22 protein-coding genes are annotated in these 23,233 nt (G+C 45.1%); 10 read left to right on the plus strand and 12 right to left on the minus strand.

Annotated features, from left to right (window positions below):
* Positions 1-2: 2 nt before the first annotated feature.
* From mnmH to JOD21_RS15505, 4 genes are all read left to right on the plus strand, one after another.
* The gene (gene mnmH / locus JOD21_RS15490; protein ID WP_204730500.1) at positions 3-1,055 is read left to right on the plus strand and encodes a tRNA 2-selenouridine(34) synthase MnmH; all 1,053 of its coding nucleotides are present in this window, start codon (positions 3-5) and stop codon (positions 1,053-1,055) included.
* A gap of 47 nt (positions 1,056-1,102) precedes the next feature.
* Entirely contained in the window at positions 1,103-1,465 is a 363-nt protein-coding gene (locus JOD21_RS15495; RefSeq protein WP_204730501.1) for a fluoride efflux transporter FluC, read from the plus strand.
* Positions 1,462-1,809, plus strand: coding sequence for a fluoride efflux transporter CrcB (gene crcB, locus JOD21_RS15500; RefSeq protein WP_204730502.1), 348 nt, complete (start codon positions 1,462-1,464; stop codon positions 1,807-1,809). Before JOD21_RS15495 ends, crcB begins: the two co-directional genes overlap by 4 nt.
* A gap of 329 nt (positions 1,810-2,138) precedes the next feature.
* Positions 2,139-2,423 carry a hypothetical protein gene (locus JOD21_RS15505; RefSeq protein WP_204730503.1) on the plus strand — a complete coding sequence of 95 codons (285 nt, stop codon included), beginning with the start codon at positions 2,139-2,141 and terminating at the stop codon, positions 2,421-2,423.
* A 13-nt stretch (positions 2,424-2,436) separates the two neighbouring features.
* Here the strand turns inward: JOD21_RS15505 and JOD21_RS15510 are convergent, their stop codons facing one another.
* Complete coding sequence (locus JOD21_RS15510; RefSeq protein ID WP_204730504.1) at positions 2,437-2,787, minus strand: hypothetical protein; 351 nt, start codon at positions 2,785-2,787, stop codon at positions 2,437-2,439.
* 214 nt (positions 2,788-3,001) lie between these two features.
* On the opposite strand from JOD21_RS15510, the gene JOD21_RS15515 reads away from it, so the two are divergent.
* Positions 3,002-5,218, plus strand: a complete 2,217-nt coding sequence (locus tag JOD21_RS15515) for an EAL domain-containing protein (protein WP_204730505.1) — start codon at positions 3,002-3,004, stop codon at positions 5,216-5,218.
* 41 nt (positions 5,219-5,259) lie between these two features.
* On the opposite strand, the gene JOD21_RS15520 is transcribed toward JOD21_RS15515, so the two are convergent.
* Positions 5,260-6,912: a glycoside hydrolase family 13 protein gene (locus JOD21_RS15520; RefSeq protein ID WP_204730506.1), complete on the minus strand. Its 1,653-nt coding sequence runs from the start codon at positions 6,910-6,912 to the stop codon at positions 5,260-5,262.
* A 95-nt stretch (positions 6,913-7,007) separates the two neighbouring features.
* Here JOD21_RS15520 and JOD21_RS15525 point away from each other — a divergent pair, with 95 nt between their 5' ends.
* On the plus strand, positions 7,008-7,607 hold the full coding sequence (locus JOD21_RS15525) for a class I SAM-dependent methyltransferase (RefSeq protein WP_204730507.1): 600 nt from the start codon (positions 7,008-7,010) through the stop codon (positions 7,605-7,607).
* A gap of 212 nt (positions 7,608-7,819) precedes the next feature.
* On the opposite strand, the gene JOD21_RS15530 is transcribed toward JOD21_RS15525, so the two are convergent.
* From JOD21_RS15530 to JOD21_RS15540, 3 genes are all read right to left on the minus strand, one after another.
* Positions 7,820-9,007, minus strand: coding sequence for an MFS transporter (locus JOD21_RS15530; protein WP_204730508.1), 1,188 nt, complete (start codon positions 9,005-9,007; stop codon positions 7,820-7,822).
* Positions 8,994-9,647: a metalloregulator ArsR/SmtB family transcription factor gene (locus JOD21_RS15535; RefSeq protein WP_204730509.1), complete on the minus strand. Its 654-nt coding sequence runs from the start codon at positions 9,645-9,647 to the stop codon at positions 8,994-8,996. The genes JOD21_RS15530 and JOD21_RS15535 overlap by 14 nt, the downstream gene beginning before the upstream one ends.
* Positions 9,648-9,760: 113 nt before the next feature.
* Complete coding sequence (locus JOD21_RS15540) at positions 9,761-11,221, minus strand: gluconokinase (protein WP_204730510.1); 1,461 nt, start codon at positions 11,219-11,221, stop codon at positions 9,761-9,763.
* Positions 11,222-11,516: 295 nt separating this feature from the next.
* Between JOD21_RS15540 and JOD21_RS15545 the strand changes: the two genes are divergently transcribed.
* Positions 11,517-12,866 carry an FAD-dependent oxidoreductase gene (locus tag JOD21_RS15545; RefSeq protein WP_204730511.1) on the plus strand — a complete coding sequence of 450 codons (1,350 nt, stop codon included), beginning with the start codon at positions 11,517-11,519 and terminating at the stop codon, positions 12,864-12,866.
* Positions 12,867-12,922: 56 nt separating this feature from the next.
* Here the strand turns inward: JOD21_RS15545 and JOD21_RS15550 are convergent, their stop codons facing one another.
* The 5 genes from JOD21_RS15550 to JOD21_RS15570 form a co-directional block, all read right to left on the minus strand.
* Positions 12,923-13,510 (minus strand): SCO family protein, encoded by a 588-nt coding sequence (locus JOD21_RS15550; protein WP_204730512.1) that lies wholly within the window; start codon positions 13,508-13,510, stop codon positions 12,923-12,925.
* Positions 13,507-17,166 (minus strand): multicopper oxidase domain-containing protein, encoded by a 3,660-nt coding sequence (locus tag JOD21_RS15555; protein ID WP_204730513.1) that lies wholly within the window; start codon positions 17,164-17,166, stop codon positions 13,507-13,509. Before JOD21_RS15555 ends, JOD21_RS15550 begins: the two co-directional genes overlap by 4 nt.
* Positions 17,163-17,465 (minus strand): hypothetical protein, encoded by a 303-nt coding sequence (locus JOD21_RS15560; protein ID WP_338032912.1) that lies wholly within the window; start codon positions 17,463-17,465, stop codon positions 17,163-17,165. Before JOD21_RS15560 ends, JOD21_RS15555 begins: the two co-directional genes overlap by 4 nt.
* Positions 17,466-17,480: 15 nt before the next feature.
* Entirely contained in the window at positions 17,481-17,771 is a 291-nt protein-coding gene (locus tag JOD21_RS15565) for a hypothetical protein (RefSeq protein WP_204730514.1), read from the minus strand.
* 216 nt (positions 17,772-17,987) lie between these two features.
* On the minus strand, positions 17,988-18,656 hold the full coding sequence (locus tag JOD21_RS15570) for a hypothetical protein (RefSeq protein ID WP_204730515.1): 669 nt from the start codon (positions 18,654-18,656) through the stop codon (positions 17,988-17,990).
* Between the two features lie 125 nt (positions 18,657-18,781).
* Here JOD21_RS15570 and JOD21_RS15575 point away from each other — a divergent pair, with 125 nt between their 5' ends.
* Both JOD21_RS15575 and JOD21_RS15580 read left to right on the plus strand, forming a co-directional pair.
* Entirely contained in the window at positions 18,782-19,183 is a 402-nt protein-coding gene (locus tag JOD21_RS15575; protein WP_204730516.1) for a hypothetical protein, read from the plus strand.
* A 14-nt stretch (positions 19,184-19,197) separates the two neighbouring features.
* Entirely contained in the window at positions 19,198-19,629 is a 432-nt protein-coding gene (locus tag JOD21_RS15580; protein WP_204730517.1) for a hypothetical protein, read from the plus strand.
* Positions 19,630-19,634: 5 nt separating this feature from the next.
* Here the strand turns inward: JOD21_RS15580 and JOD21_RS15585 are convergent, their stop codons facing one another.
* Together JOD21_RS15585 and JOD21_RS15590 are read right to left on the minus strand one after the other, a co-directional pair.
* Positions 19,635-21,176 (minus strand): esterase/lipase family protein, encoded by a 1,542-nt coding sequence (locus JOD21_RS15585; RefSeq protein WP_204730518.1) that lies wholly within the window; start codon positions 21,174-21,176, stop codon positions 19,635-19,637.
* Positions 21,177-21,539: 363 nt separating this feature from the next.
* Positions 21,540-22,517 (minus strand): ring-cleaving dioxygenase, encoded by a 978-nt coding sequence (locus JOD21_RS15590; protein ID WP_204730521.1) that lies wholly within the window; start codon positions 22,515-22,517, stop codon positions 21,540-21,542.
* 161 nt (positions 22,518-22,678) lie between these two features.
* Here JOD21_RS15590 and JOD21_RS15595 point away from each other — a divergent pair, with 161 nt between their 5' ends.
* Positions 22,679-23,179: a hypothetical protein gene (locus JOD21_RS15595; RefSeq protein WP_204730519.1), complete on the plus strand. Its 501-nt coding sequence runs from the start codon at positions 22,679-22,681 to the stop codon at positions 23,177-23,179.
* Positions 23,180-23,233 lie beyond the last annotated feature (54 nt).

Genomic DNA, 23,233 nt, shown 5'->3' on the forward strand with positions numbered 1-23,233 from the left:
TTGTGACAAGAGAAATCAGCTTACATGATTTGATGAAGGCGCATGAAAATAACGACAGAGTTCTGGTAGATGTCCGCTCACCCGGTGAATTTGAAGAAGGATCAATTCCCGGCAGTGTAAATATACCGGTTTTCGATAACGAAGAGCGGGCAGAAATCGGTACGATCTATAAGCAGATTGGACAGGAAGCAGCAAAAGAACGCGGCCTTGAGATTTTCTCCGCAAAGCTGCCTTCATTTGTTAAGCAGTTCAAAGAGCTGGGCGGTCCTGTCTCAGTCTTCTGCTGGCGAGGCGGAATGAGAAGTAAAACTGCTGCTACCACGACCGAATTGATGGGTGTGGATGTGAACAGACTGACAGGGGGGATACGCACTTATAGACAGTGGGTCGTGCAATCCCTGAAGGAATATGAATTCACGCCGGAATTACTTGTATTAAACGGTTATACAGGGTCAGGTAAAACGGTGATTTTAAACCGGTTAAAAGAAGAAGGTTATCCTGTGATTGATCTTGAAAATATGGCCGGGCACAGAGGGTCTATCTTCGGTCAAATCGGGTTAAACCCAAGCAATCAGAAAAAGTTCGATTCTCTTCTGGTGACTGAGCTTAGAAAATTAATAGATTCTCCATATATTTTAATTGAAGGTGAAAGCAGAAGAATTGGCCGCGTGCATATGCCGGACTTTCTTTATGAGAAAAAAGAGCAGGCACCTCAGCTGTTTCTTGATCTCCCTGCTGATATACGTGTGCAAAACATTCTTGAGGACTATCAGCCGGAAGAAATGCCTGAGCAATTCATGGAGGCTTTCGAAAGAATTGAGCGTCGGCTGCATACACCGATTTCCCGGGAAATACGCGAGCTATTAACAGCTGGTGATTATGAAGAGGCTGTACGCCTTTTACTGATTCATTATTATGATCCAAGGTACGAGCACTCAATCAGTTCTCAGGATGGCTCTCACATGTTTATAAAAGCTTCATCAATGAATGAGGCTTATGAGAAAGTAAAAAAAGCAGCGGATTCTTTCCGTTATTCAGCAAGCCGCCAGCATTAATGGCGGCTTCTGTGTCTTTTCAGACTTCTATTCAAAGGGTGATATTCATGAATATGTTTTGGGTTGGCCTGGGCGGGGCTGCTGGTGTACTGCTTCGATCTGCAGCTGGCGTATTTATTCAAAGTACTTTTCCTTTTTCCACACTATTAGTAAACCTTCTTGGCTCCTTTTTACTCGGACTACTTTCAACTGCTCCGCTTAAAATCAACGGCAGTGTAAGGCTTGCAGTTACAACAGGACTCCTCGGTTCGTTTACGACTCTGTCAGCTGTCAGTGCAGAACTTTTCAGTTTTCTACGGGAAGAACAATATGTATTCGCTATTTTATATTTTCTGATCAGCTTATCAGGCGGGTTCGCACTTGCTTATTACGGGATGAAAACCGGCAGGAAAGCAGGTGGCATGCGATGAACCTTTTATTGCTCAGTGTTGGCGGTTTTCTCGGTGCGATCTCACGTTACCTGATATCCTCATATGGGAATAAAGCCTTTCCGGTCATTCCTTTTGGTACGCTACTGGTTAATCTGCTTGGCTCTTTTCTGCTTGGCGTGGTGATTGCGCTTGAACTGTCTTCTGCTTTCAATGCTCTTTTTGCAACAGGATTTCTTGGCGCATTTACAACCTTTTCAACGATGCAGACAGAGGCTGTTAAGCTTTTTGAAGAAGACAAACGGAAAAAAGCGATCCTGTATTTATTGATAACATTTTTAGCAGGAACGGCCTTTGCCTCTCTCGGCTTTTTAGTTGCGATCTGATAAAGATGCTTATAAACGCGAAAAAATCTCCGGCTGTCACCAGAGATGTCCGCAATTTATATAGGTGGGGAAGAATATATGCTGTCTTAATCGCCAATTCGGGTGGTTGGATCCTTTTCTTTAAGAAAGCCGCTGTCTTCCCGGCAGTCACTACAATGCAGCAAAATAGCGGTTCATTTATCCGCCACTCCACCGTTGATTTACGTGGTCACAAGGAATATTTACCCCGTGTTTTTAATCTTGAAACCACCCTGAACACATTGAGTCTATTCTCCCGGATTCACAGTCTGACAGCAATAGATAACAATAAATATAAAGGAGCTGTATACATGAATCAGAAAGAAATAGAGGCTTATATTATTCAGAAGTACCAGGAAGATGAGCAGCTGATGGTCCGGATATTTGTCGAGTGGTGTCATGAAAATGATCTGAATCCTGAAAAACTATATCATGAAGCATATCCCGCACAGCCCCCTAATGCACTGCTTAAGCAATTGAACGCTGAACGCGAACCCTTTGATATGACGATTGATGCGGGAACCCTGATCAACGTGCTTCAGATCTTCGGTAATGACGACCTCGCACACATTGTCTCAGTCTATGCAAAAAAGTGAAAACCAGGCTGCTTTAAGGTAGCAGCCTGAATACATTCCCCCACTCATCAGGCAGCTGATCAATTCCGATCTCACGGAATACATCATGGTCTGTTGTCATGACTACATGCCAATGAAGGTCTGCCTGTTCGACTTCAAGAGCTGTTCTGTTCTTTAACGTATTCATATTTAAGTGAAGAAGCTTTTCTCTTAACCTCTCTCTTTCCTCTTCGTTCATGATCACCGGCTTAAAGTCTATTTTTTCGTCATTGATTACACTTGTCCTTAATACGTGACTTTTCTCAAAGTTAACGATGGTTCTATACGATCTCCCTATCAAATCTGAGATCTCGATTTCGAGCTGTCTGAGTTCTTCTTTTTTCATACATATCCCCATTCCAAAGGATTTTTATCTTCATTTTACCATTCTGACTTCCTTTTGTGGATGGAAGAAATAAAGTGCTTTAGACTTGCATAAACATGTATCTTTTTACACCTTTATGACAATATAATCGTGACATACGTCACTGATCGTTTTATGATAGAAATAATTAATGATTTCTTATATTAGCTGTTCTGAATAATAAGGAGGAGAATGCATGAGTCAACTGAAAGCGGATCCCCACTATTTATTTGATTTTTTTACCGGACTATATAAAATGGTCTTCCTGATGGAAGTAGATTCCCAAGGCTATAAATATAGGAATGTTACACCTGAAGCTGTCCGTCTTTCCTCACTTCCTGAGGACTGGAAAGACCGCTACCTTCATGAAATCTATGATGAAAAAGTTGCGGCTCCTTTAGTTACTCAATACGATGCTGCAACTTCCACTGGTCGGCCGGTTTTTTACTCTGATCAGATGAATAAACTTTCCAATATATCAGAATATGCAGCTTCCGCCCTTATGCCAATTACTGATGAGCGCGGCTGTGTGAGATATATTATCGGCTTAACCAATGACCTGTCAGACTCCACATCAGCAAAATTGCTCGCTTCTATAGAGAACATCGATTACCTCACCGGGCTGCCAAGTCTATTGCAGGTAAAGTCTGAGCTTGCAACAATGGAAGATCATCATATATCAGTTTTATATTTAAATATAGACCGCTTTAAGCTGATCAATGAATGGCTGGGTATCGAAGCAACAAATGTGCTACTGAAGAAAATTGCCAAACAAACAGCCGAACTCTTACCGCCCGGATCGATACTTGGACGAATAGACGGAGATGAATTCATTATTGCAGTCATGGATCATACAGAAGGTGCTGCACGGGCACTTGCAGAAAGCACCCTTGAGGCCTTATCTGTTTTCACTTATGAAGTAAACGGTGTATCGATTCCTGTGACTGGATGCGTAGGAATCTGCAGCAGTCCCGGGCATCCGAACTCCATGATTACCAATGCCTGTGCTGCCATGGTTGAAGCGAAAAGAGAAGGAAGAAATTCAATCCGTCTTTTTATAAAAGAAGGTCACCTGCAGGAGCATATTGATGAAGTGATCATGGAAGCTGAATTATATAAAGCGCTCATGGAAGATGAATTGACCGTCTATTATCAGCCAAAACTAAACACAATGACAAAACAGGTCCACTATGAAGCACTTGTACGCTGGTTCAGCCCTGTTCTTGGTACGGTTCCGCCTCTCAAGTTTATTCCGGTTGCTGAGAAAACTACGCTGATTCATGAAGTCACCAGAACAGTTGTACGTAAAGTCTGTCATGATCTGAACACCCGTCCGGAACTCTTTTCAGACTCCAGGACTTCAATCAATCTGTCGGCCTGCCTATTTGAGCCGGAGCTGATTGATACACATTTTGTACAGGTGATTAACGAATATAAGGCTGATCCTTCTAAAATCGAAATTGAAATTACAGAAAATATGCTGATGAAAGACCCCATAAAAGGGATCGAGCTCGTCAATTATCTGAAAGAGCTCGGTTTCAGGGTAGTCATTGATGATTTTGGTGTCAGTTATTCATCATTGAATTACTTACGAAAATTTTCGCTTGATGGTATCAAGATTGACCGGTCATTCATTTCTCAGATTGATCAGCTTAATAGTGAGAAAGATATCAGTATTGTCCACTTCATTATTCAGCTTGCACGCAAATTAAATCTTTATGTGACAGCTGAAGGAGTCGAAACAAAGGAACAGTTCGACATTTTAACAAGCTTGGGCTGTCATGAGATTCAGGGGTATTACTTCAGCAGACCGCTTCCTATTGAAAAGCTTGAACACGCGCTTGAGCACTTCTTCAGTTATACACTTGAGGAGGTTGTGCGGGGTCAGCAGGAGGCCGCTGCAACTGGCCTGACTGCTGAAAAAAGACGACTGAAAGAAGTTGAACAGCTGCAAATTCTCGATACCCCGGAAGAAGAGCGCTTTGACCGGATCACACGGATGATCAAAGATGCTTTTCATGCACCTGTCTGCTTCATTTCAATCATTGATAACCACAGGCAATGGTTCAAGTCCTGCATCGGCCTGCCCGAGCCGGTTCAGACGATCAGGGAAGTACCGCGGGAAATTTCACTTTGCGATCATGTGATCAGACAGAAGGAACCGTTGATTATTGAGAATATCTCCGAGTACCCGGATGAGTCTATACAAGCTCTTTTTGAAGGGAGCGGCATGCAGTTTTATGCCGGCATTCCGATCGCATCACAGGGTGAAATGGTTGGGACACTGTGCTTCACGGACTATCTTCCGCGTACGTTTACTGCTCAACAGATGCAAATGATGCTTGATTATTCAAAGTGGGTTGAGTCCGAGCTGGAATTATACCGCCTTGAAGTGAATGGGTGTAAAAACTGAAACAGAGGCTGAGACAAGGGTGTCTCAGCCTCTATTTGTAATTAGTCTATCGTTTTTATCTCGTATACGCGTGCTTCATAAGGCTTTAATTCAATCTTTTCAGGCAGGGTGTTTCTTGCCTCCGCATCAATTTGAATATTGCCGATAACAAGCCGGGTTTTGGCACCGGCGAATTCACCCGGAGTGTCAGCTGTAATAGGTGCGTCTGAGTGATTCAATGCAACAAGCCACGTCACGTTCTGATCACTTCTTCTATACATATACAGCGGCTCCTGCCCTTTCGACAGATCCTCATAGTCACCGTAAACCATGACCGGATGCTCTTTTCTGAGCTCGATTAAATTCTGGTACGTATAAAACACTGAGCTTTGATCCTCAAGTGCCTGTTCCACATTAATGTCCGGATAATTCGGATTCACCTTAATCCACGGTGTGCCACTTGTAAAACCTGCATGCTCTTCACTGTTCCAGTGCATCGGTGTACGGGAATTATCACGGCTGAGCAATAGCAGGTCTTCAAACACTTCCTGTGGATCTCTTCCTTTTTCCACTTCTTCTTTATATTTATTTTTCATCGCAATATCGTTGTAATCATCAATTGAATTAAATCTCACACCAGTCATACCAATCTCTTCACCCTGGTAAATGTAAGGCATACCGGGAAGCGTATGAAGCATAATCGCAAGCATCTTTGCTGATTCAACGCGGTACTGTCCGTCATTTCCGTAGCGGGTTACCTGACGGGTATGGTCATGATTATTCAGAAACTGGGAGTTCCACCCCTTTTCAAATACGCCCTTATACCAGCTTTCCTGAATTTCCTTGTAACGCGACAGATCCATCACAGGCATTTCATCTGCCACCTGAAAATGAAATAGCGTATTCAGTTCATGACGGTCTTCATGCACGTATAAAAGCCCCGTCTCAGGGTTAACGAAAGGAATCTCCCCCACTGTCATCACGTCATAATGAGACAGCACTTCACGATGCATCTCCTGCAGATAATCATGGATACCCGGGTTATCAGCGAGGTAATTAATGTGTTCAGGACGCTCGGCATCCGGGAAGCCCTCCTGTTTTGCCAGCAGATTAATGACATCCATTCTAAAACCATCAATTCCAAGGTCCAGCCATGATCTCATCATCCGGTAAATTTCGTTTCTGACCTCATCGTTCTCCCAGTTCAGATCAGGCTGCTCTTTTGCAAACGAATGGAAATAATATTCTCCCGTCTTGTCATCCTTTGTCCAGGTTGAAGGTTCAAAATAGGAGCGCCAATTATTCGGCGGCCCGCCATCCTTACCTTCACGCCAGATATACCAGTCACGCTTCGGATGATCTTTAGATGATCTTGAATCAAGAAACCATGGGTGCTGGTCAGATGTATGATTCACAACGAGATCCATAATCACTTTCATTCCTTTCGCGTGAATGGCCTCAAGCAGCTCCTTAAACGTCTCCATGTCCCCCGCTTTTTCCATAACGGCTTCATAATCGGAAATATCATAGCCATTATCACGGTCAGGTGATTCATAAAACGGGTTCAGCCAGATGACATCCACACCAAGCTTCTTTATGTAGTCCAGCTTTTCAATTACACCTCTAAGGTCCCCATATCCATCACCATTACTGTCATAAAAGCTGCGCCAGTACACCTGATAGACGACCGCTTCTTTCCACCAAGTTTTCTTCATGAGAATCCCTCCAGTATTCAATGTAGATTCATTATAACCGCTTACATATGAGAATACTGCTGAAAACCATTATACTTTTCATAAGGAGTGATCGAATGAATCCGTGGGATAGAAGATTTCAAAATGAAACGTATATTTATGGAAAAGCACCGAATGAATTTGTAGTCAGCGCACAGAAAAAACTGAACCTGACAAAAGGAAAGCTGCTGGCAGTTGCGGAGGGTGAAGGCAGAAATGCTGTGTACTTTGCTGAAAAAGGGTTGAATGTAACTGTGCGGGATTACGCTGAAGAAGGTCTGAAAAAGACCCGCAGGCTTGCCGGGGAACGTCACGTGCAGGTTGAAACTGCCCTTGCTGATCTGACAAATGCTTCCTGGACACCTGAGATATATGACGCAGTTGTCAACGTCTTCGGTCATATCGACCCTTCCGGCAGACAGCATATGCTGAACGGAATCAAAAGCACAATCAAACCGGGCGGCTACTATATCAGCGAAGTCTACTCAAAGCACCAGCTGCCGTACAAATCAGGCGGCCCGCCAAAAGAAGAGTTTTTATATGATGCAGGAGAAATGCTCGAAGCCTTCAAAGGCTGGAAAATCATCCACTTCTTCACAGGTGAAGTCACAAGACAGGAAGGCAAACTCCATAACGGCCTTTCGCATGTCATTCAGATCATTGCGCAAAAAATCTGAAAATGTTTCACGTGGAACAATGAAAAGCGGAAGCAGGCGTTTAGGGGCGTATGCGGTGGACTGAGGTGGATTGAGATAAAGGAAACACGGTGAACGAAGTGAGCCGATGTTGACTTATCTTAAGGAACCGAGGGAACCGCACTAGCCCCTGCCTGCTGGAGCTGGATCTCATGAAAAGCGGAAGGCGTCCAACCCTCCGCTTTTGTACAAAATCATTTATCTTTCAACGCACCGAAAGTCAAAATCCCTGCCACAAATGGCAGAACCGCTACGACACCAATCGCTGCAGTCAGTCCGAATAAATCAGCCATCAAACCGGCAAGCAATGCACCAAATGCATAGCCGCTGTCTCTCCAGAAACGGTAGACACCCATTGATGATGCGCGCCAGGACGGATCAGCATAATCCGAAACTGCCGCCTGCAGAACAGGATAAACCATTGCTGTCCCTGCACCCAGCAATATTGCACTCACTGTCCATACCGCAAATTGATTTGACATGATCAGCAGCCAGAGGGCACCACCCTGTAAAATCATACCGCCTGTAATCAATGGACGCCTGCCGATCTTATCACTTAAAGGACCTGTAAATAATTGAAAAATTCCCCATGCTGCAGGGTAAATCGCCACTAAAAATCCGACCCCTCCTGCAGACACACCCAGACCTGCAAAATAAATAGGAAACAGCCCCCACGCCATGCCATCTTTAAGATTGGTTGCAAGTCCAGCAAAGCTGATTGACGCAAGAGACTTGTGCTGCCAGCTGGTCAGCCTGAAAGCTTCCGCAGATGAGAGTTTTTTCACACTTTTACGCTGTTGAAGTGCTAAATGAGCTGAAGTATCTTTTACAGCAAATGATAACAGCAGACCAGCAATCGCTACTACGATCCCGATAATAAACGGTGCCTGCAGAGAGGTCATCAAGCCTGTCAGAAAAGCCAGCAGTGCGACACCTATATAGCCGGCAAACTCATTAACCCCAGCAGCCAGACCACGCTGACTGTCCCCAGCCAAATCAATCTTCATATTTAACGTCATAGACCACGCAAGCCCCTGATTCGCACCAAGCAGGATATTTGCTGCAACGATGACCCACCAGGTCTCTGCAGATAAAATCAGCACCGGGACAAGCAAACCGAAACTCCAGCCAGCCATCAGTACCTGCCGTCTCCCGAAGCGGTCAGCTGCTGCGCCGGCAAAGTAATTAACAATCGCCTTCGAAAAACCAAAGCTTACAATAAACGATAATGCAGCACTGGCCGATGCAATGCCAAACTGCTCTTCTGCCAATACCGGAAGCACTGTTCTTTCAAGTCCGACCATTGATCCGACAAACAGGTTAATGACTGCAAGCAGCAAAAACTGATGCTTATTTTCCTTAATTCCGTTAACGACTGTCATGCTTTAATCGTTCCTGCCACTTCCATTCATTCACTCCTGCATCTAGCAGATAAGCGCGGCACCCCTGTTCCTTCAGGAGATTAACCGCTTCTGCAGCGTATGTGCAGTAAGGTCCTCTGCAATAGACGATAACCTCATGATCATACTGAGTACTTCCATCCCTTAATTCATCAATTGGTTTAGAAACTGCATAAGGCAGGTGACCATACTCATATTCCTCACGATTTCTCACATCAAGCAGCACCGTTTCCCCTGACGCTGCACGCGACAGCACTTCATCAAGCGTTCCCAAAGAATGATGGTGTCCGATCACACTGTCTCTCCACTGATCTACCTCTTCATAACGTGTTTCTGCTGTACGTCTGAGCGACAGAACGAGTGACCTGATCTCTTCATCTGCGATTTCATAAATGACATAGTTTTTCTGTTTTTGAAATCGTACCAGTTTCGCATCAAGCAGTGCCTGCAAATGTTTAGATGCGTTGGCCGTACTGATTCTTGCTTCTTTTGCAAGTGTTTCTACGGTTTTAGGACTTTGAGTCAACAGGTCAAGCATTTCAATCCGTTTTGGACTCGACATCATCTTACCGATCCTTGCTACTTCACCGTATACTTCATCTTTAAATTCTCCGCTGTTCATCTTATCACTCCAACTATTCAACTTATTAGTTGAATAGTATCACAGTTACTTAATTCACAATAATAAAAAGCTCATTTCAATGAAAAATTCACATTGAAATGAGCTTTCTTATGTCAGGTAGTAGCATTTACAAGCCTTCTATAACGTTCGAAAATTCCCATATATGTTTGATGCCGTTCTTTATCAGGCTCTATACGTTCACCTAAAGGAATGTTTTCTTTAATCTGCTCCAGTGAATCCTTTTCCCCCAGCGACGTTAACACTAACCAGGCAGCTCCCCAGGCAGCGCTGTGATGACTCTCTGTGCGCTGAACGGGCTTATTAAATACATCTGAGAGCATCTGAACCCACAGCGCGGATCTTGACAGTCCGCCGTTTACGTAAATTACTTCTGCCGATTCTCCTGCTTCACCAAGGGAAAGATAGATTTGATACAGATTGAATGTGATTCCTTCCAGTACGGCTCTGGCATATTGCGGGACACCGTGTGAGATTGAAAGACCAATTAGACTTCCTCTTGCCTCCTGATCCCATAACGGAGCACGTTCCCCGTTTATATAAGGCAAAAAGATCAACCCGTCTGCTCCGGGCGGGACTGTCTCTGCTGAGAGAATCAATTCTTCATATGTACCATCGTAATTCAAAGTCTTTTTCAGCCACTCTATCGCTACCCCTCCATTATTTGTAGGGCCACCTGCAATATAATGACCCGGCGTGAATGCATAACAAAATACTTCATGACCTTCATTGACAGTAAAACTGCTCGTCCATTTCCGGACCGCTCCGCTCGTACCGGCGGAAATGGTCAGACAGTTTTCTTCAAGTCCACTGCTGCCAAGATTGGCAAGCTGGCCATCAGCAGATCCAATGATAAACGGAACATTGCGTGGAAGTTTCAAGTAATTTGCGATGATAGGATTCAGTTCCCCCAGCCGGTAATCAGGCGGTACTGTCTGACCAAGCTGGTCTTCTTTTATATCTGCTTTTTCAAGTATTTCTGTATCCCAGGACAATGTCCGTCCATTCATCATGCCAGTTGCTGCTGCCATTGCATAATCAGTTACCCGTTCGTTAAACCATTGATAGATAATGTATTCTTTAATAGACATAAAATAAGTGGATTGCAGGTAAGGAACATAGGATGTTTCCTTCATCCATATCAGTTTTGTTAAAGGCGACATGGGATGGATCGGTGTGCCTGTACGGTTATAGAAATCAGGACCTTCAGATCTCATCAATTCCTTTGCCTGCAGACTGCTTCTGCCGTCTGCCCAAATCATTGCTTTAGACAGCGCGCTACCTTCCCCGTCTACACAGATCAAAGAATGCATGGCGCTTGAAAAACCGATACCGATGATCTTATCTGCATCAGTGCCCGCCTTATCCAGCACATTCTTTAAAGCAAACACAGCAGATGAGACAATTACATCCGGATCCTGTTCTGCATAACCGTCTGTGGAATAAAGCGTTTTGATCAGCTGTTCTGTTTCAGCTTTTACTTTTCCATCCTTCTTAAACATGACTGCTTTCACACTGGTTGTTCCCAGGTCAAGGCCAATTACATATTCCTTCATATCATCTCTTCCTTTATCAGATTCATTTTTAGCTCCGTTGTAATGACTTTATCAATTAAGCATATCATAGGATTCTTTAAGCAGCGGTACAGAATTCCAGTTTATATAGAACTGCTGCTTTTTTAGATCTGTTATTGAGTGCAGTTAAATACTCGCCAACCGGCATAATTACTGGCAGAAAAAATGTTTGTGAAATACTGAACAAAACCCTTGCATTCCATTTCAAACCGTCGTATACTAAAACCAATTAGTAATTGTGAAAAATTTCACAATAAAAACTTAGGAGGAATTTTTCATGAAAATCGCAGTCATCGGAAGTACTCACGCTGGAACAGCAGCTGTAACAAATATGGCCAACTTATATCCTGAAGCAGAGATTACAGTCTATGAGAAAAACGATAATGTGTCCTTTCTGTCATGTGGTTTAGCATTATATGTAGGCGGTGTCGTTGAAGATCCGCAGGGACTTTTCTACAGTTCACCTGAACAGCTGAGAGGTCTCGGCGTCACAATGAAAATGCAGCATGCCGTGCAGGAAATCGATACTGCGCGCAAGCAGATCAAAGCAGTTAATCTGGTCACTGGTGAAGAAGTGAATGACAGCTATGATAAGCTCGTGATGTCAACAGGATCATGGCCGATCATTCCGCCAATTGATGGCACCAAGCTTGATAACATTCTGCTGGCAAAGAACTTTAACCAGGCCAATACAATTATTGAAAAATCACGCGAAGTCAAACACGTAACTGTCGTCGGTGCAGGCTATATCGGCGTTGAGCTTGTAGAGGCATTTCAGCAGGCAGGTAAAGAAGTAACGCTGATTGATGGCGTTGACCGTATCCTGAATAAATATCTTGATCAGGAATTTACAGATCATGTAGAACAGGCATTTATTGACCGCGGTGTAGAACTTCGTCTGGGTGAAACGGTTACCCGCTTTGAAGGTAAAAACACTGTCGAAGCCGTTGTAACGAATGCAGGTCGCGTTGAGACTGACCTTGTCATTATGTGTGTCGGCTTCCGCCCAAACACTGAGCTTCTAAAAGGAAAAGTGGATATGCTGCCAAATGGGGCGATCACAGTTGATGATTATATGCGCACAAGCGACCCAGATATTCTTGCAGCCGGTGACTGCTGTGCAGTGAAATATAATCCGACTGGTCAGGCTGCTTATATCCCGCTTGCAACAAATGCTGTCAGAATGGGGACACTCGTTGCCCGCAACCTGATTGAACCGGTTATGAAAAATGTCGGTACACAAGGCACATCAGGCCTTCACATTTATGATCTGAATATGGCATCTACTGGCTTAACTGAGACGAGTGCACAAGCGATGGATGTTCATGTGAAAAGCATCACAATCAACGAAAAGCACCGTCCGGAATTCATGCCCACTGCTGAAGATGTCATGCTGAAAGTCAGCTACCTGCCTGACAGCCGTAAAATTATTGGCGCACAGGTATTATCAAAAGCGGACGTAACTCAATCAATCAATACACTCAGCGTCTGCATTCAGACAGGCATGACGATTGATGAACTCGGCTTTGTAGACTTCTTCTTCCAGCCGCACTTCAATCAGCCATGGAACTTCCTGAATAAAGCAGGGCTTGCAGCAGCTGATACGCGTAAAGCGGAGCTTGTCTGATTCAACGATTACTTTAAGGACAGCCTGAGACGAATATGTCTCAGGCTGTTTTTAAGCTATTGATCAATCAGCTTCAACACATCATCCATCAGTTCTTCCCGGTTCAGCCGGTCGCGATAGGTGGCCATCGCATAGGTCCCGCGAATCTGATGATCGGCATCCATCAGATAGAGTGTTGTACTATGGACAATTTCACCTTCTACTTTCATACGCCTCATACGGAATTCTTCAGTCAGATCAGCAGTTTCTGCTTCAGTCCCCCTCAGCCAGTGCCAGCCCTTGATATCCGCATCAAATGAATCTGCATAACGTCTGATCCGCTCATCCGTATCTGCTTCAGGGTCCAGCGTGATAGAAACAAATTCCACCTTCTTTTCATCAAATGCACCTTCTGTTTCAAGCGCCTCATATACTTCTTTTAAGTCACTCATTGTAAATGGACAAATATCCGGACATTCAGTATAAAAAAAAGCGACAACTTTTATCCGGTCATTGTCTGAAGAATAACGCCCTCCATCCAGAACGGATGTCATTTGAAAAGGCTCAATGGTTTTCAGCACAGGAAGTGAGGTCTGCAGGTACCAGACACCCCACACGCCTGCTGTAAACAGTACAAGGAATAAGGCAGTGCTCAGCACTTTCATGTGGCATCAGCTTTTTTCTCAAGCGGTGCCAAATGTTTTTGCATCCGCTTATACACCCGTAACATCCCCCACATGCCAAGCTCGATATCCCAGCGGATATTTCCTGACCGGTAGAGATAATCACCGGATAATCCGTACCAGCCACCGGCGCCGTAGTGAAGCTTCATATCTGCTGTATGGCCAGTGATCACCGGGCCGTCAAACGATTTTACAGCTGACGTCAGATCCATCGCATCACTGTTCCAGTAGTGTCCATGTAAATGGAATGTGTGAGCACGCCTGCGTTCTGAAGGATTGACCAACCTGATGGTAACCGGATCACCTGGATACGCTTCAAACACCGGAGTGGATGGATCACCTTGTGCTTTTGAACTGAACAGCCCTGCATAATCCCCTTCATCTTTTAACCTTCTCACCAGCCGCTCCGTACGGTAATTAAATCCTCTTGAGCCCTGATCATACGTATCAAACAGATCTTCTTCCTCAGTCTCACCCAGAATGCCGTCGGCCGGATCTATAATCAAATTACTGTCTTTATCTTCAAGCCTCACGCCGTCATGCATGACAAGCACAAACTCTCTTGTATCCGGTAAAAATGGCTGCTTCAACACAATAGATGAAGCTTTGCTGTCTTCAGTCAGCGTTACCGGATCAAGCATTTCAGACCCTCTTGGCTCTGCGATCAGGATGCCAAACGTACCAAGTGACCGGTGATTTCTGATGTCAGTCATATCCCACAGACCGCTCGAACCGAACGCATGATCAATATACCAGCGATAGGTGATCGACCCTCCAGGTCCTGCTGACTGGTCACAGTTAAAACCTGCTGTCTCACCGGATGATGTTTTCACATCCGCTGACACAAGTTGCGGATGAAGCGAAATCCTTAATGAAGGCGGATAAAATGCCTGCTCTTTTACTTCTGGATATGGCCAGATTCCGTTTTCATAAGGGAAGCGCCCAGGTGTCAGCTCATTTGTTAAGCGAACCTCTACCTCGTCTCCGGCATTTGCCCGAAGAATCAGCGGTTCCGGAGATTTCTGTCCAGTTAAAATAGCTTCCTTATCCTCTGTATAGGCAAAGATAATGCCATAAGGGTCATGCTCACCATGCTTACTGTAAGGTAATGGAAGGTGAAAAGCTGTAATATCAAAACGTCTCAGCGATGCTTCATCAGGTGCAGGACTTTCGATCACTTCTGCTTTAGCTGGCGGGCTTCCGTCAACTGCGGGTAAAAGAAGCGGTCCAGGCTCCCGTTGTTTCTGATCATTGAGTGATATTAGCCCCTCAACCGGTTCATCATAGGCACGGATCAGCCCCCATAACCCATTCCATAAGTCTTCTTCAGTCGCAAAAGTCCATAAATAATCTCCTGCATGTGTGGCAAAGGTTTCTAATGTGAAAGATTCTGAGATGCCGATATGCTTTTGTGATTCAAACCTCGTCTCTACATCCGGCCGCTCTGCCTTCCAGCGCATGCCGTGAACATGAAAGCTGTGGGACTCTTCTTGCGCCCCTTGAATTAACCTGATCCTGAGCGGGTCTCCCTTATAGCACTGAAACACCGGGGTAATCGGGTCGCCATTGACATAAGAGCTGAATGAATAAGCAGGGTCGCCCGGGCCTTTCAGACGAAACTGGAGCGGTTCACACCTGTAATTTACGCCAAACACACCCGGATCATCCTGTGAGCCCGGATAATCAGGAGGCTGAATCGGCGTACCGTCACGCTCATATAAAAGGGCAAAATCCTGTACAAACAGTGATAAATCACGGTAATCAGGAATGAGCGGGTGAATTGCAGTGATTTCAGTTCCATGAATAGCAGGCTCACCGGTTTTTGAATCGAAAAATCTGGTAAAGCGCGGATGGATAACACCCGATCCAAACACGCCGTGCTGCTGGTGGTGTGCAGCAAATAAATGATCATGATAAAACCAGGCCTTCAGCTCAACATCAGCATAGTATTCATACGTGATGGTCTGACCCTGCAGCACACTTGAATCATAATTCCAGCCCACATTTGCCCCGTCATTAACCAGCCCGTCGAACTTCATAAAATGAATATGAAATCCCGCTTCGTAGGTTCGTGTAAATAACTGAAACACATCGCCTCCCGCAATGTCAGGAAGGCGGTTGGTGAAATGAATTCTTACACAAGTGCCCGCCGGCGTATGAATCACAAGCGGTTCAGGTTCTTTTTCACCTTTTAATACCGCCTCAAGATCTTCATCAAGGACAAAAATTCTACCTTTCGGATCATGCCAGCCCTGCCTGTTATAAATGATGGGCAGTTCGATCGCAGAAATGTTGTATACTGCAACCGGCGCTTCAGGATTAAACCCGCATGGATCTGCGAAAACTGCACCAGGCCGTGGATCAGGTATCGCAGCATTCCGTTCAAGAGCAGTCAGTCCTCTGCCTCCTTCAATACCAAGCGGTGGACGCGGTGCTTTGAAGCCTGGCTTACCCGGAATAAAGTTTGGAAAACCAGGCTTATCTTTTGTCGGACGCGGAGGGGCCGGACGATCAGGGAGTGGCTGCAGCGCTTTAATCCGCGTACCATCCGGATAACACTGGGTGCCATCCTGAAGCGTATCAAAAATCCTGTTCATCCCCCACATCCCCGCTTCAAAATGAGGATACAGGTGGCAATGAATGATCGCGTCACCTATAGACCCCTGCAGACTGCCAAGACCGTATAGCGGTTCGATATCATACCAGGACTGTGGACTGATACTCTGCGCATCAATGATTTCAGAATCAGCATTCGTCGGATCCTTCAGCCACTGATGAACGTGGTAGTGGAATACATGGGTTTCCTTCACCCCGCTGTGTACCAGCCTGACAACTGCCGGGTCACCTCTGTACCCTTTTAAAATGGGTGTAGCCGGATCACCAAACACCCATGAATCATGGTGAACTTCCTCACCATCACATTCAGGACAAACCACGCCTTCATCAATCAGTTTTTTACGGTTGCCAAGCGGCTCATAGCGGTAGTTGACAGCGTGTGTGGACTCACTTGGCTCATTCGTCATCGAATTGATCGGCTTATTTTCTGTCAGATCATCCGTTTCCATTTCATCATGGAATAGCCATGCGTATTCACGGAATGACGGTAAAAACGGATGGTGAATATCTGCAAATGGACCGCTTGTAATCGGACCGCCTGTTTCAGGATGCGTCCACCAGGATCCTCTTTTCTGAACAAATAGGGCGCCGAATAAACCATTTCCGTTTGATCCCTTTTCTGTACTTGAGGGATTTCCGAGATCTGAAAACGGGTAAGTGCCAGGACGATTCACGCGGAAATGATACGTCGTTTTTCCGCCCTTTTTAACGAGAGAGGAACGATTGAAACCAGCTTCCGTTCCATCTGAATCCATCACATCATAATCTGCTTCTTCCATATGAATCCCTGCCGGAAAAGGCAGCTTATTTTCAAATAAAACCTCAATCTCATCACCGGCATTTGCCCTGATGATCAAAGGCTGGACAAGATCAACGGGCGTATACGGATTCTTCCTGACAAGCCGCTTTACTTTTTTCTCATTCTCTTTTAATACATACATCATGCCATTTGGATTGTGATCACCAAATTGATTTAATACGATTCTGATTGGAATGGCTACGATGTGAAAGAAGCGTCTCACCCGTCACCACCCGTCTCTCTTAAATTCGGAATAAGCGGCCAGCCGTCTCTTTCTATATAAAACACTTCAATGTCATGAATATGAAGATGCCATTCACGGTTTTCAAGCTCTGCAACGTTCGTTGTTTCCACACTGAGCACCACATAATCATCCACTGTATGAATAATTCTGCCGATAAAAAAGTACGGAAAAGATGACGTTAATGCAAGCATTTTTGCACCCGCATGACCTGATATAAACTGAATCAACCCCTCTTCATGCCGGTCATTTGAAGTCATGGTTTTTTGAATATCCTCCACTATGCATCCCTCCTCTTACGTTAGTGGAAATACTTTATCCGCTGCAAAATTCCTGGTGAAATGAGCAATATTTTCAAGCGGAATACTGAGCGGTACCGGGAATTGAAAAAACGGTGCAGTGACCATCTTGACTATGGCGGGATCAAGCGTCAGGTGACCTTCCCCTACTTCACGCAGTGTGCCGACAAATATCGGCCGGAATGTCTGACCGAACAAGTTGAGCTGATCTGATCTGGTGACGACAAAAACGGATTCGCCGATCAGCATGCCCAGCTCCTCAGCCCTTTCTTCCTTTGACAATGCCATACGATCCTCCCTTTCTTTTTAAGCTCTGTTGATTTTGGCTGGTGATTTCCGCTCCAGGGGAACGCTTTCCGCAGGGCCGGCGGTAAGCCTCCTCGAGCTTCGCTCTGCGGGGTCTCACCTGTCCGACTTATCCTGCTGGAGTCGTCCCCTTCCGCTACAATCAACAGCTGTGCAGAAATGGAAATTGGTTTTTATATATTTTTTATAAATCTCTACTCAGTTGAAGCGGAATTTTTCAATCCGTTTCAGTTCATTGTAGTGAATCTTTTTCTCTACTTTTTTTACTGTCACAATGAAATAGTCATCCTCTGACCTAATCAGTTTTCCTGAGAGGGTCAGCCCGTTTGCCATTTCGACTTTTAGTCTGCTGTTCTTCCACCTTTGCAGACTTGTTTTTAACGTCTCCCGATAGAATAATCCTTTCAGCTTTGACCGTTTCGCCACAGTTGCCCCGAAGTTTTTCAGCAGCTTTCTCCTCAGGTCATTGTCATAAAAAACATACTGATGAGTGCTCGCAAATTCCGGGGCGCCATAAGGCGTTTTCACCTCACGTATTCCGCTGTAGGGAATCCAGCACTTTGTAAAATAGCTTGTCAAAACCAGATAGTTCCGTCCGACTTCCTGAGCTCTGCCTTTAATCAGACAATGATCCTGATCTATCACTTCCACCGTCTGGTTACGTTTTTCATTTAAAAAAGACTGCAGCAATAAAATTTTTCCTTTTTCAGGGTTGTATTTCATTTGTAAAAAGATATTCGCTAATTCGAGGTATCGCTTCTGGAGCAGGATCTCTTCTGAAGACCCGTTACCGGTGGGTGATGGGTAGGATTCTGTTGGCTTAGCGGTGGCTGCGATCCAGCTTTCCACATCCAGATCTGAGTACACGTCGCTCCTCCTCTCTTTCAAATTCACTATTATTTTATGCATAGGAACGGTCATTTGAGTGGGTCACACACATCTATCCGGAGAGGTCATACAATAATAGAACCTTATTAAGGGAGCGCGTCATAATGGCTATACTGCTTTTTCTGCACTTCATGATCATAGCGGTCTTTCTGATCCGGTTCTTTGCACTGCGTGACCAGACAGGTTTTCACCTTGGCATGAATATTACGATGATCACAGGAGGATTTACCGGACTGATTACAGGAGCGGTGCTAATCGATTATTTTCCATTTTATTTTATAGCGATGACGATTTTATCTGCGGTTACAGGGGCATGTGTGGGGGCTGTTAACGGTTTGTTTTATGATAGTCAGAGTGCGCTGACCGGTCTTTCAAATGGATTGATGATGGGATTGATGGGACCAATGCTCGGAGCTGCCGGCGACTTTTCGATGATCGCTGTCGTACTTGAAGCTGCATGTATTATTCTCATGATCTTTGCTTTGTCAGCAGTGCCGAAGTCTTAAAGGAGTAGAGACCTATGCATGAACTGATCCTGATCTCAGCAGGGTTGCTGATGATCTCTCACGCTGTTTTTTTATTTAGAAAAAGAGTGTTGTTAACAGAACGCTACGCGAATACTATCGTCTCAGTGATTGCTGCGGGAGCCGGGTTGACTCTTTCACTGGCTCATACGGCGTTGTTTGAAGGGCAACTACTTTGGATGATTTCAGGAATTTCACTGCTGTCAGGCTGTCTTTACGGGGTGTTGTCTGGGTATATGTCTGCCGCGATCGCAGGCTCTGTTAACGGTAGCATAGGGAGTGCAATGGGGATCATGACTGGGGAAGTGCTTCTTAATCCTGCACTTTGCGGCCTCCCTACACAGGACGGGCAAATATTATTGCCTTTATTTTCACTGCTATTTTTCATATTGATCAGCCTGCTGATTCTGCTATCCTATAAATACTAAAATTCTTAGTACGCCGCACCTTCCTCATCAACAAACACTGTTTCAATCACCGTCCGTTGAAATGTCTGGCCTGAAGGCGTTTTACCTTCCACCTCTACAGTCATATGATAGGATCCTTCTTTAGATGGAAGTTTCACCGTCTTCCCGCTTTGCTTCATGTGGATTTCCTGCTGATCAAAGCGTTCGTTTTCCTGTCCGTCACCAGGCTTAAAGCCGATTTTTGTGGACATTTCAATTGCAGCATGGCGGTTTGCTTTAGATTTTGGGGCAAAGTTTGTTTTTAACGTCCACTTCTTTTTATTCCGATCAGGTTCAAGCAGCAGCTTGTCATTCAGAGAAGAGGTGAAAGTGACCATTAATGCGTACGCAGACTTCTCTTCTGTAACCGTTTGAATCATCCACTCACCAGGTGTGGGATCTGTGATATCAATTGTGTGATGATAGGCACCTTGAAAAAACATTGTATGATCCTGGACTGCAGCTACTTCATACTCCTTTATCTGTCCGCCTGGAGACGTGATTGTGACTGTATCATGCGGTGTCGCACTCAGCCAGTTCAGCTCCACGCTTTCTGCTTCATCCTCCACGTAAAAATGCTCAACAGCTTCACCGTGCTGCACGCCTCCCCGCAAAAGCGTATCAAGCGGTTCAGCTGTTTTTTCTGCTGATCCCATTGCTTGAAGCGTTGGGAAATGGGATGCCCGCTGCGATGTTAAATAAGGCTGGAAGATTGAAAATGTGTGATAGCCCTTATTGATCTCCCCGTGGTTCCAGTTCCCAACGGCAAGACTTCTGCTGTAAGGCAGGCTGGCGCTTTTAACTGAGACCACACCATCATTCGGTCCTGAAATAAACCCATTGCCAAGCCAGTAACTGCTAAAAAGCGGCCCAGTACGCGTGCCCGCAAGTGAAAAATAACTGTTTTGAAACGCTTCAACCCTGCTGTCAGTGATTGACCGGAAATAATTCATCATCCCAGTCTGAAGACTTTGTGTCCCCTCACTGTTTTTCCCGATCAGATCAGCGAGCCAGCCAACAGACGTACTATTCGCAAGATCAGCAAGCTCACTGCCATAATGAGGCGAGCCAAGCGTAATCACATTAGATACCAGCGGATATTTCCCTTCATGAATCAGCGCCACCTGCGTATCAACGCCACCCTTGCTGAAAGCAACAATCGCAAGCTTCTTCCCATTAAAATGAGATGAAATCTCCTCCAGCTGATCTGCAAGCATCGCGCCGTTATCCCAATAGCTTTTCGATGTACCCCCGGAATCATACAGCTCAACGAAAGCGGTCTCATACCCTGCTTCAACAACCCGGCTGTACATATCATTTTCTTTGGTCCAGATCGTTGAATCATTGTTGAGACCCTGAACGAATACAATAACCGGTTTATCAGGATCTTTGTACGCCGGCGTTTCACCATAACTGATCGTGCCGGGTAGCAGCGAGCGTTCAGGCGGGTTGAGTTCTTCAGATTGAACGGTAGTAGGCGATGACAGAAGCAGCAATATCATGAATAAGGGGAAAATTGATTTTTTCATATGGCTCTCTCCTATCAGGGTTGTAGCGGGCAATGGCGATACACGCGGATACTGATAGCTTTCCCCTTTTAGGATGTAGCGATACGTTAAGGTTCAGGTAGCCATTCCATATTTTTGATGACCCTTTGCCCAGTTACTGCCCCCGAGCTTTTATGGAGTGTTGAGGGGTTTCATTAGTAACCGGTAAACGAAGGAAAGTGACCGCTAAAACCAATAATCTGACCGGTAAAGTCACTGATGCGACCCGTAAATATTCTGTTGTGACCGGAAAACCAAACGATATGACCCGTAACCCACCCGCTTACTTACCCGCCACCACAAAAAAACCGGATATCCGCTCAGCAGATATCCGGCTCATACTCGCTATTCTTTTTTAAACGTCTTCGTACTTCTTACCGTATCGATCGGCCGAACCTTCTGCTCGATTTCTTCGCGCTTTGGCTCAAGAAATGGCGGCAGTGACAGCTTTTCACCCAGTGTCTCATAAGGCTCATCTCCCATAAATCCGGGACCATCCGTTGCAAATTCAAACAGAATCTGCGGCGCGACTCTGGTATAGAGCGACTTGAAGAAGAAGCGGTCAACAAAACCTGATGTCGCAAAGCCGAAGCTCTTCATCCGCTGATCCCAGGCATCGAGCATGTCTCTATCCTCGAGTCTGAAGGCTGCGTGGTGAACAGTGCCAAATCCTTGCTGCGCCTGAGGTAAGAAGGTGTTGTGCTCAACAATCACACTCGCGCCGTTTCCACCTTCACCTACTTCGAATAAGTGAAATGACTTTTCCTGAGCCGACTCTTTAAACAGCAAAACCTTCTCAAGCATTTCCTTAAAATAATCAAAACGGTCAACGCGTACAAAAAGTGGTCCAAGGCCTGTAATCGCATATTCGAGCGGTACCGGTCCATTCTGCCACGGGGTTCCTGCTTCAACTCCACTGTCATGTTCATCAGAAATCAGCTGATACTGCTGATCATCAAAATCAACAAATGAAATCGTTTTTTTACCAAACTGCTCCTGCACGCCTTTATGCTTTACCTGCAAACGGTCAAAACGTGCTGCCCAGTAGTCAATAGCCGCATCACTTGGCACGCGGAATGATGTTTTCGAGATTTCATTTGTGCCATGATTACCTTTTGGAATACCCGGAAAATCAAAAAACGTCATATCAGTTCCCGGACTTCCTGTATCATCAGCAAAAAACAGGTGATAAGTCTGAATATCATCCTGGTTCACCGTTTTCTTAACCAGTCTCATACCAAGTACATTCGTAAAAAACTCATAATTCTGCTCCGCGCTGCTTGTAATCGCAGTCACGTGATGAATCCCTTTCAGTTCCTTCATTGACATGGAAAAATCCTCCTTTAAATATAAGCTCATAGTCATAGCATCTAACGATTAAGAGTGAAATGCAAGAATCCTGACTGCATAAGTGTTAAAAATGACAATTCACCTCACATTCCTTCATAATAGTAGGTAACAATACAGAGAGGAGGAGCAAAGATATGAGCATTCCTAAAGTCGATTTTTACTTTGGTGCCCTGCTGTCACACCTGGTCAATCGCGGGTTTTCCCCTGTGATGAAAGAAGGCGGACAGGACCGGAGGATTTATGCACTCGAAAATGAAGTGGACAGCTACTTTATCTACGCCAAATATTCTTTCACACCCCGTTTTAAAAAAGAATCGCGTATCTGGACCTTCTCCTTTTACGATAACGAAATGGAAAAGACGCTCAGAAGCAGGCATGACGGCCAATACTTATTCGCTTTTATCTGCGGAGAAGAAGACCTTGAGAACACTGAAATTATTCTGCTCACAGCGAGTGAAGTGTCTGAGTGTATTAAAACCTCAGAAGCCGGACGGAAGTGGCTGACCATTGAAATGGCTGACCGCAAAAGAACGCTCACCGTCAGAGGCAGCGCACATATCGGACCTGCGTACTCCCTGAAAATCACGCGCAGCACAGACCAGAGACTTGAAGAGCTCCCGACGATGCTTTTTTAAGAAAATGCTTTGTTAAAGTTAAATGTTGTTTTAGCATAGCTGGTGATTGCAGCA

Source organism: Jeotgalibacillus terrae, assembly GCF_016908195.1.
Taxonomy (GTDB): Bacteria; Bacillota; Bacilli; order Bacillales; family Jeotgalibacillaceae; genus Jeotgalibacillus; species Jeotgalibacillus terrae.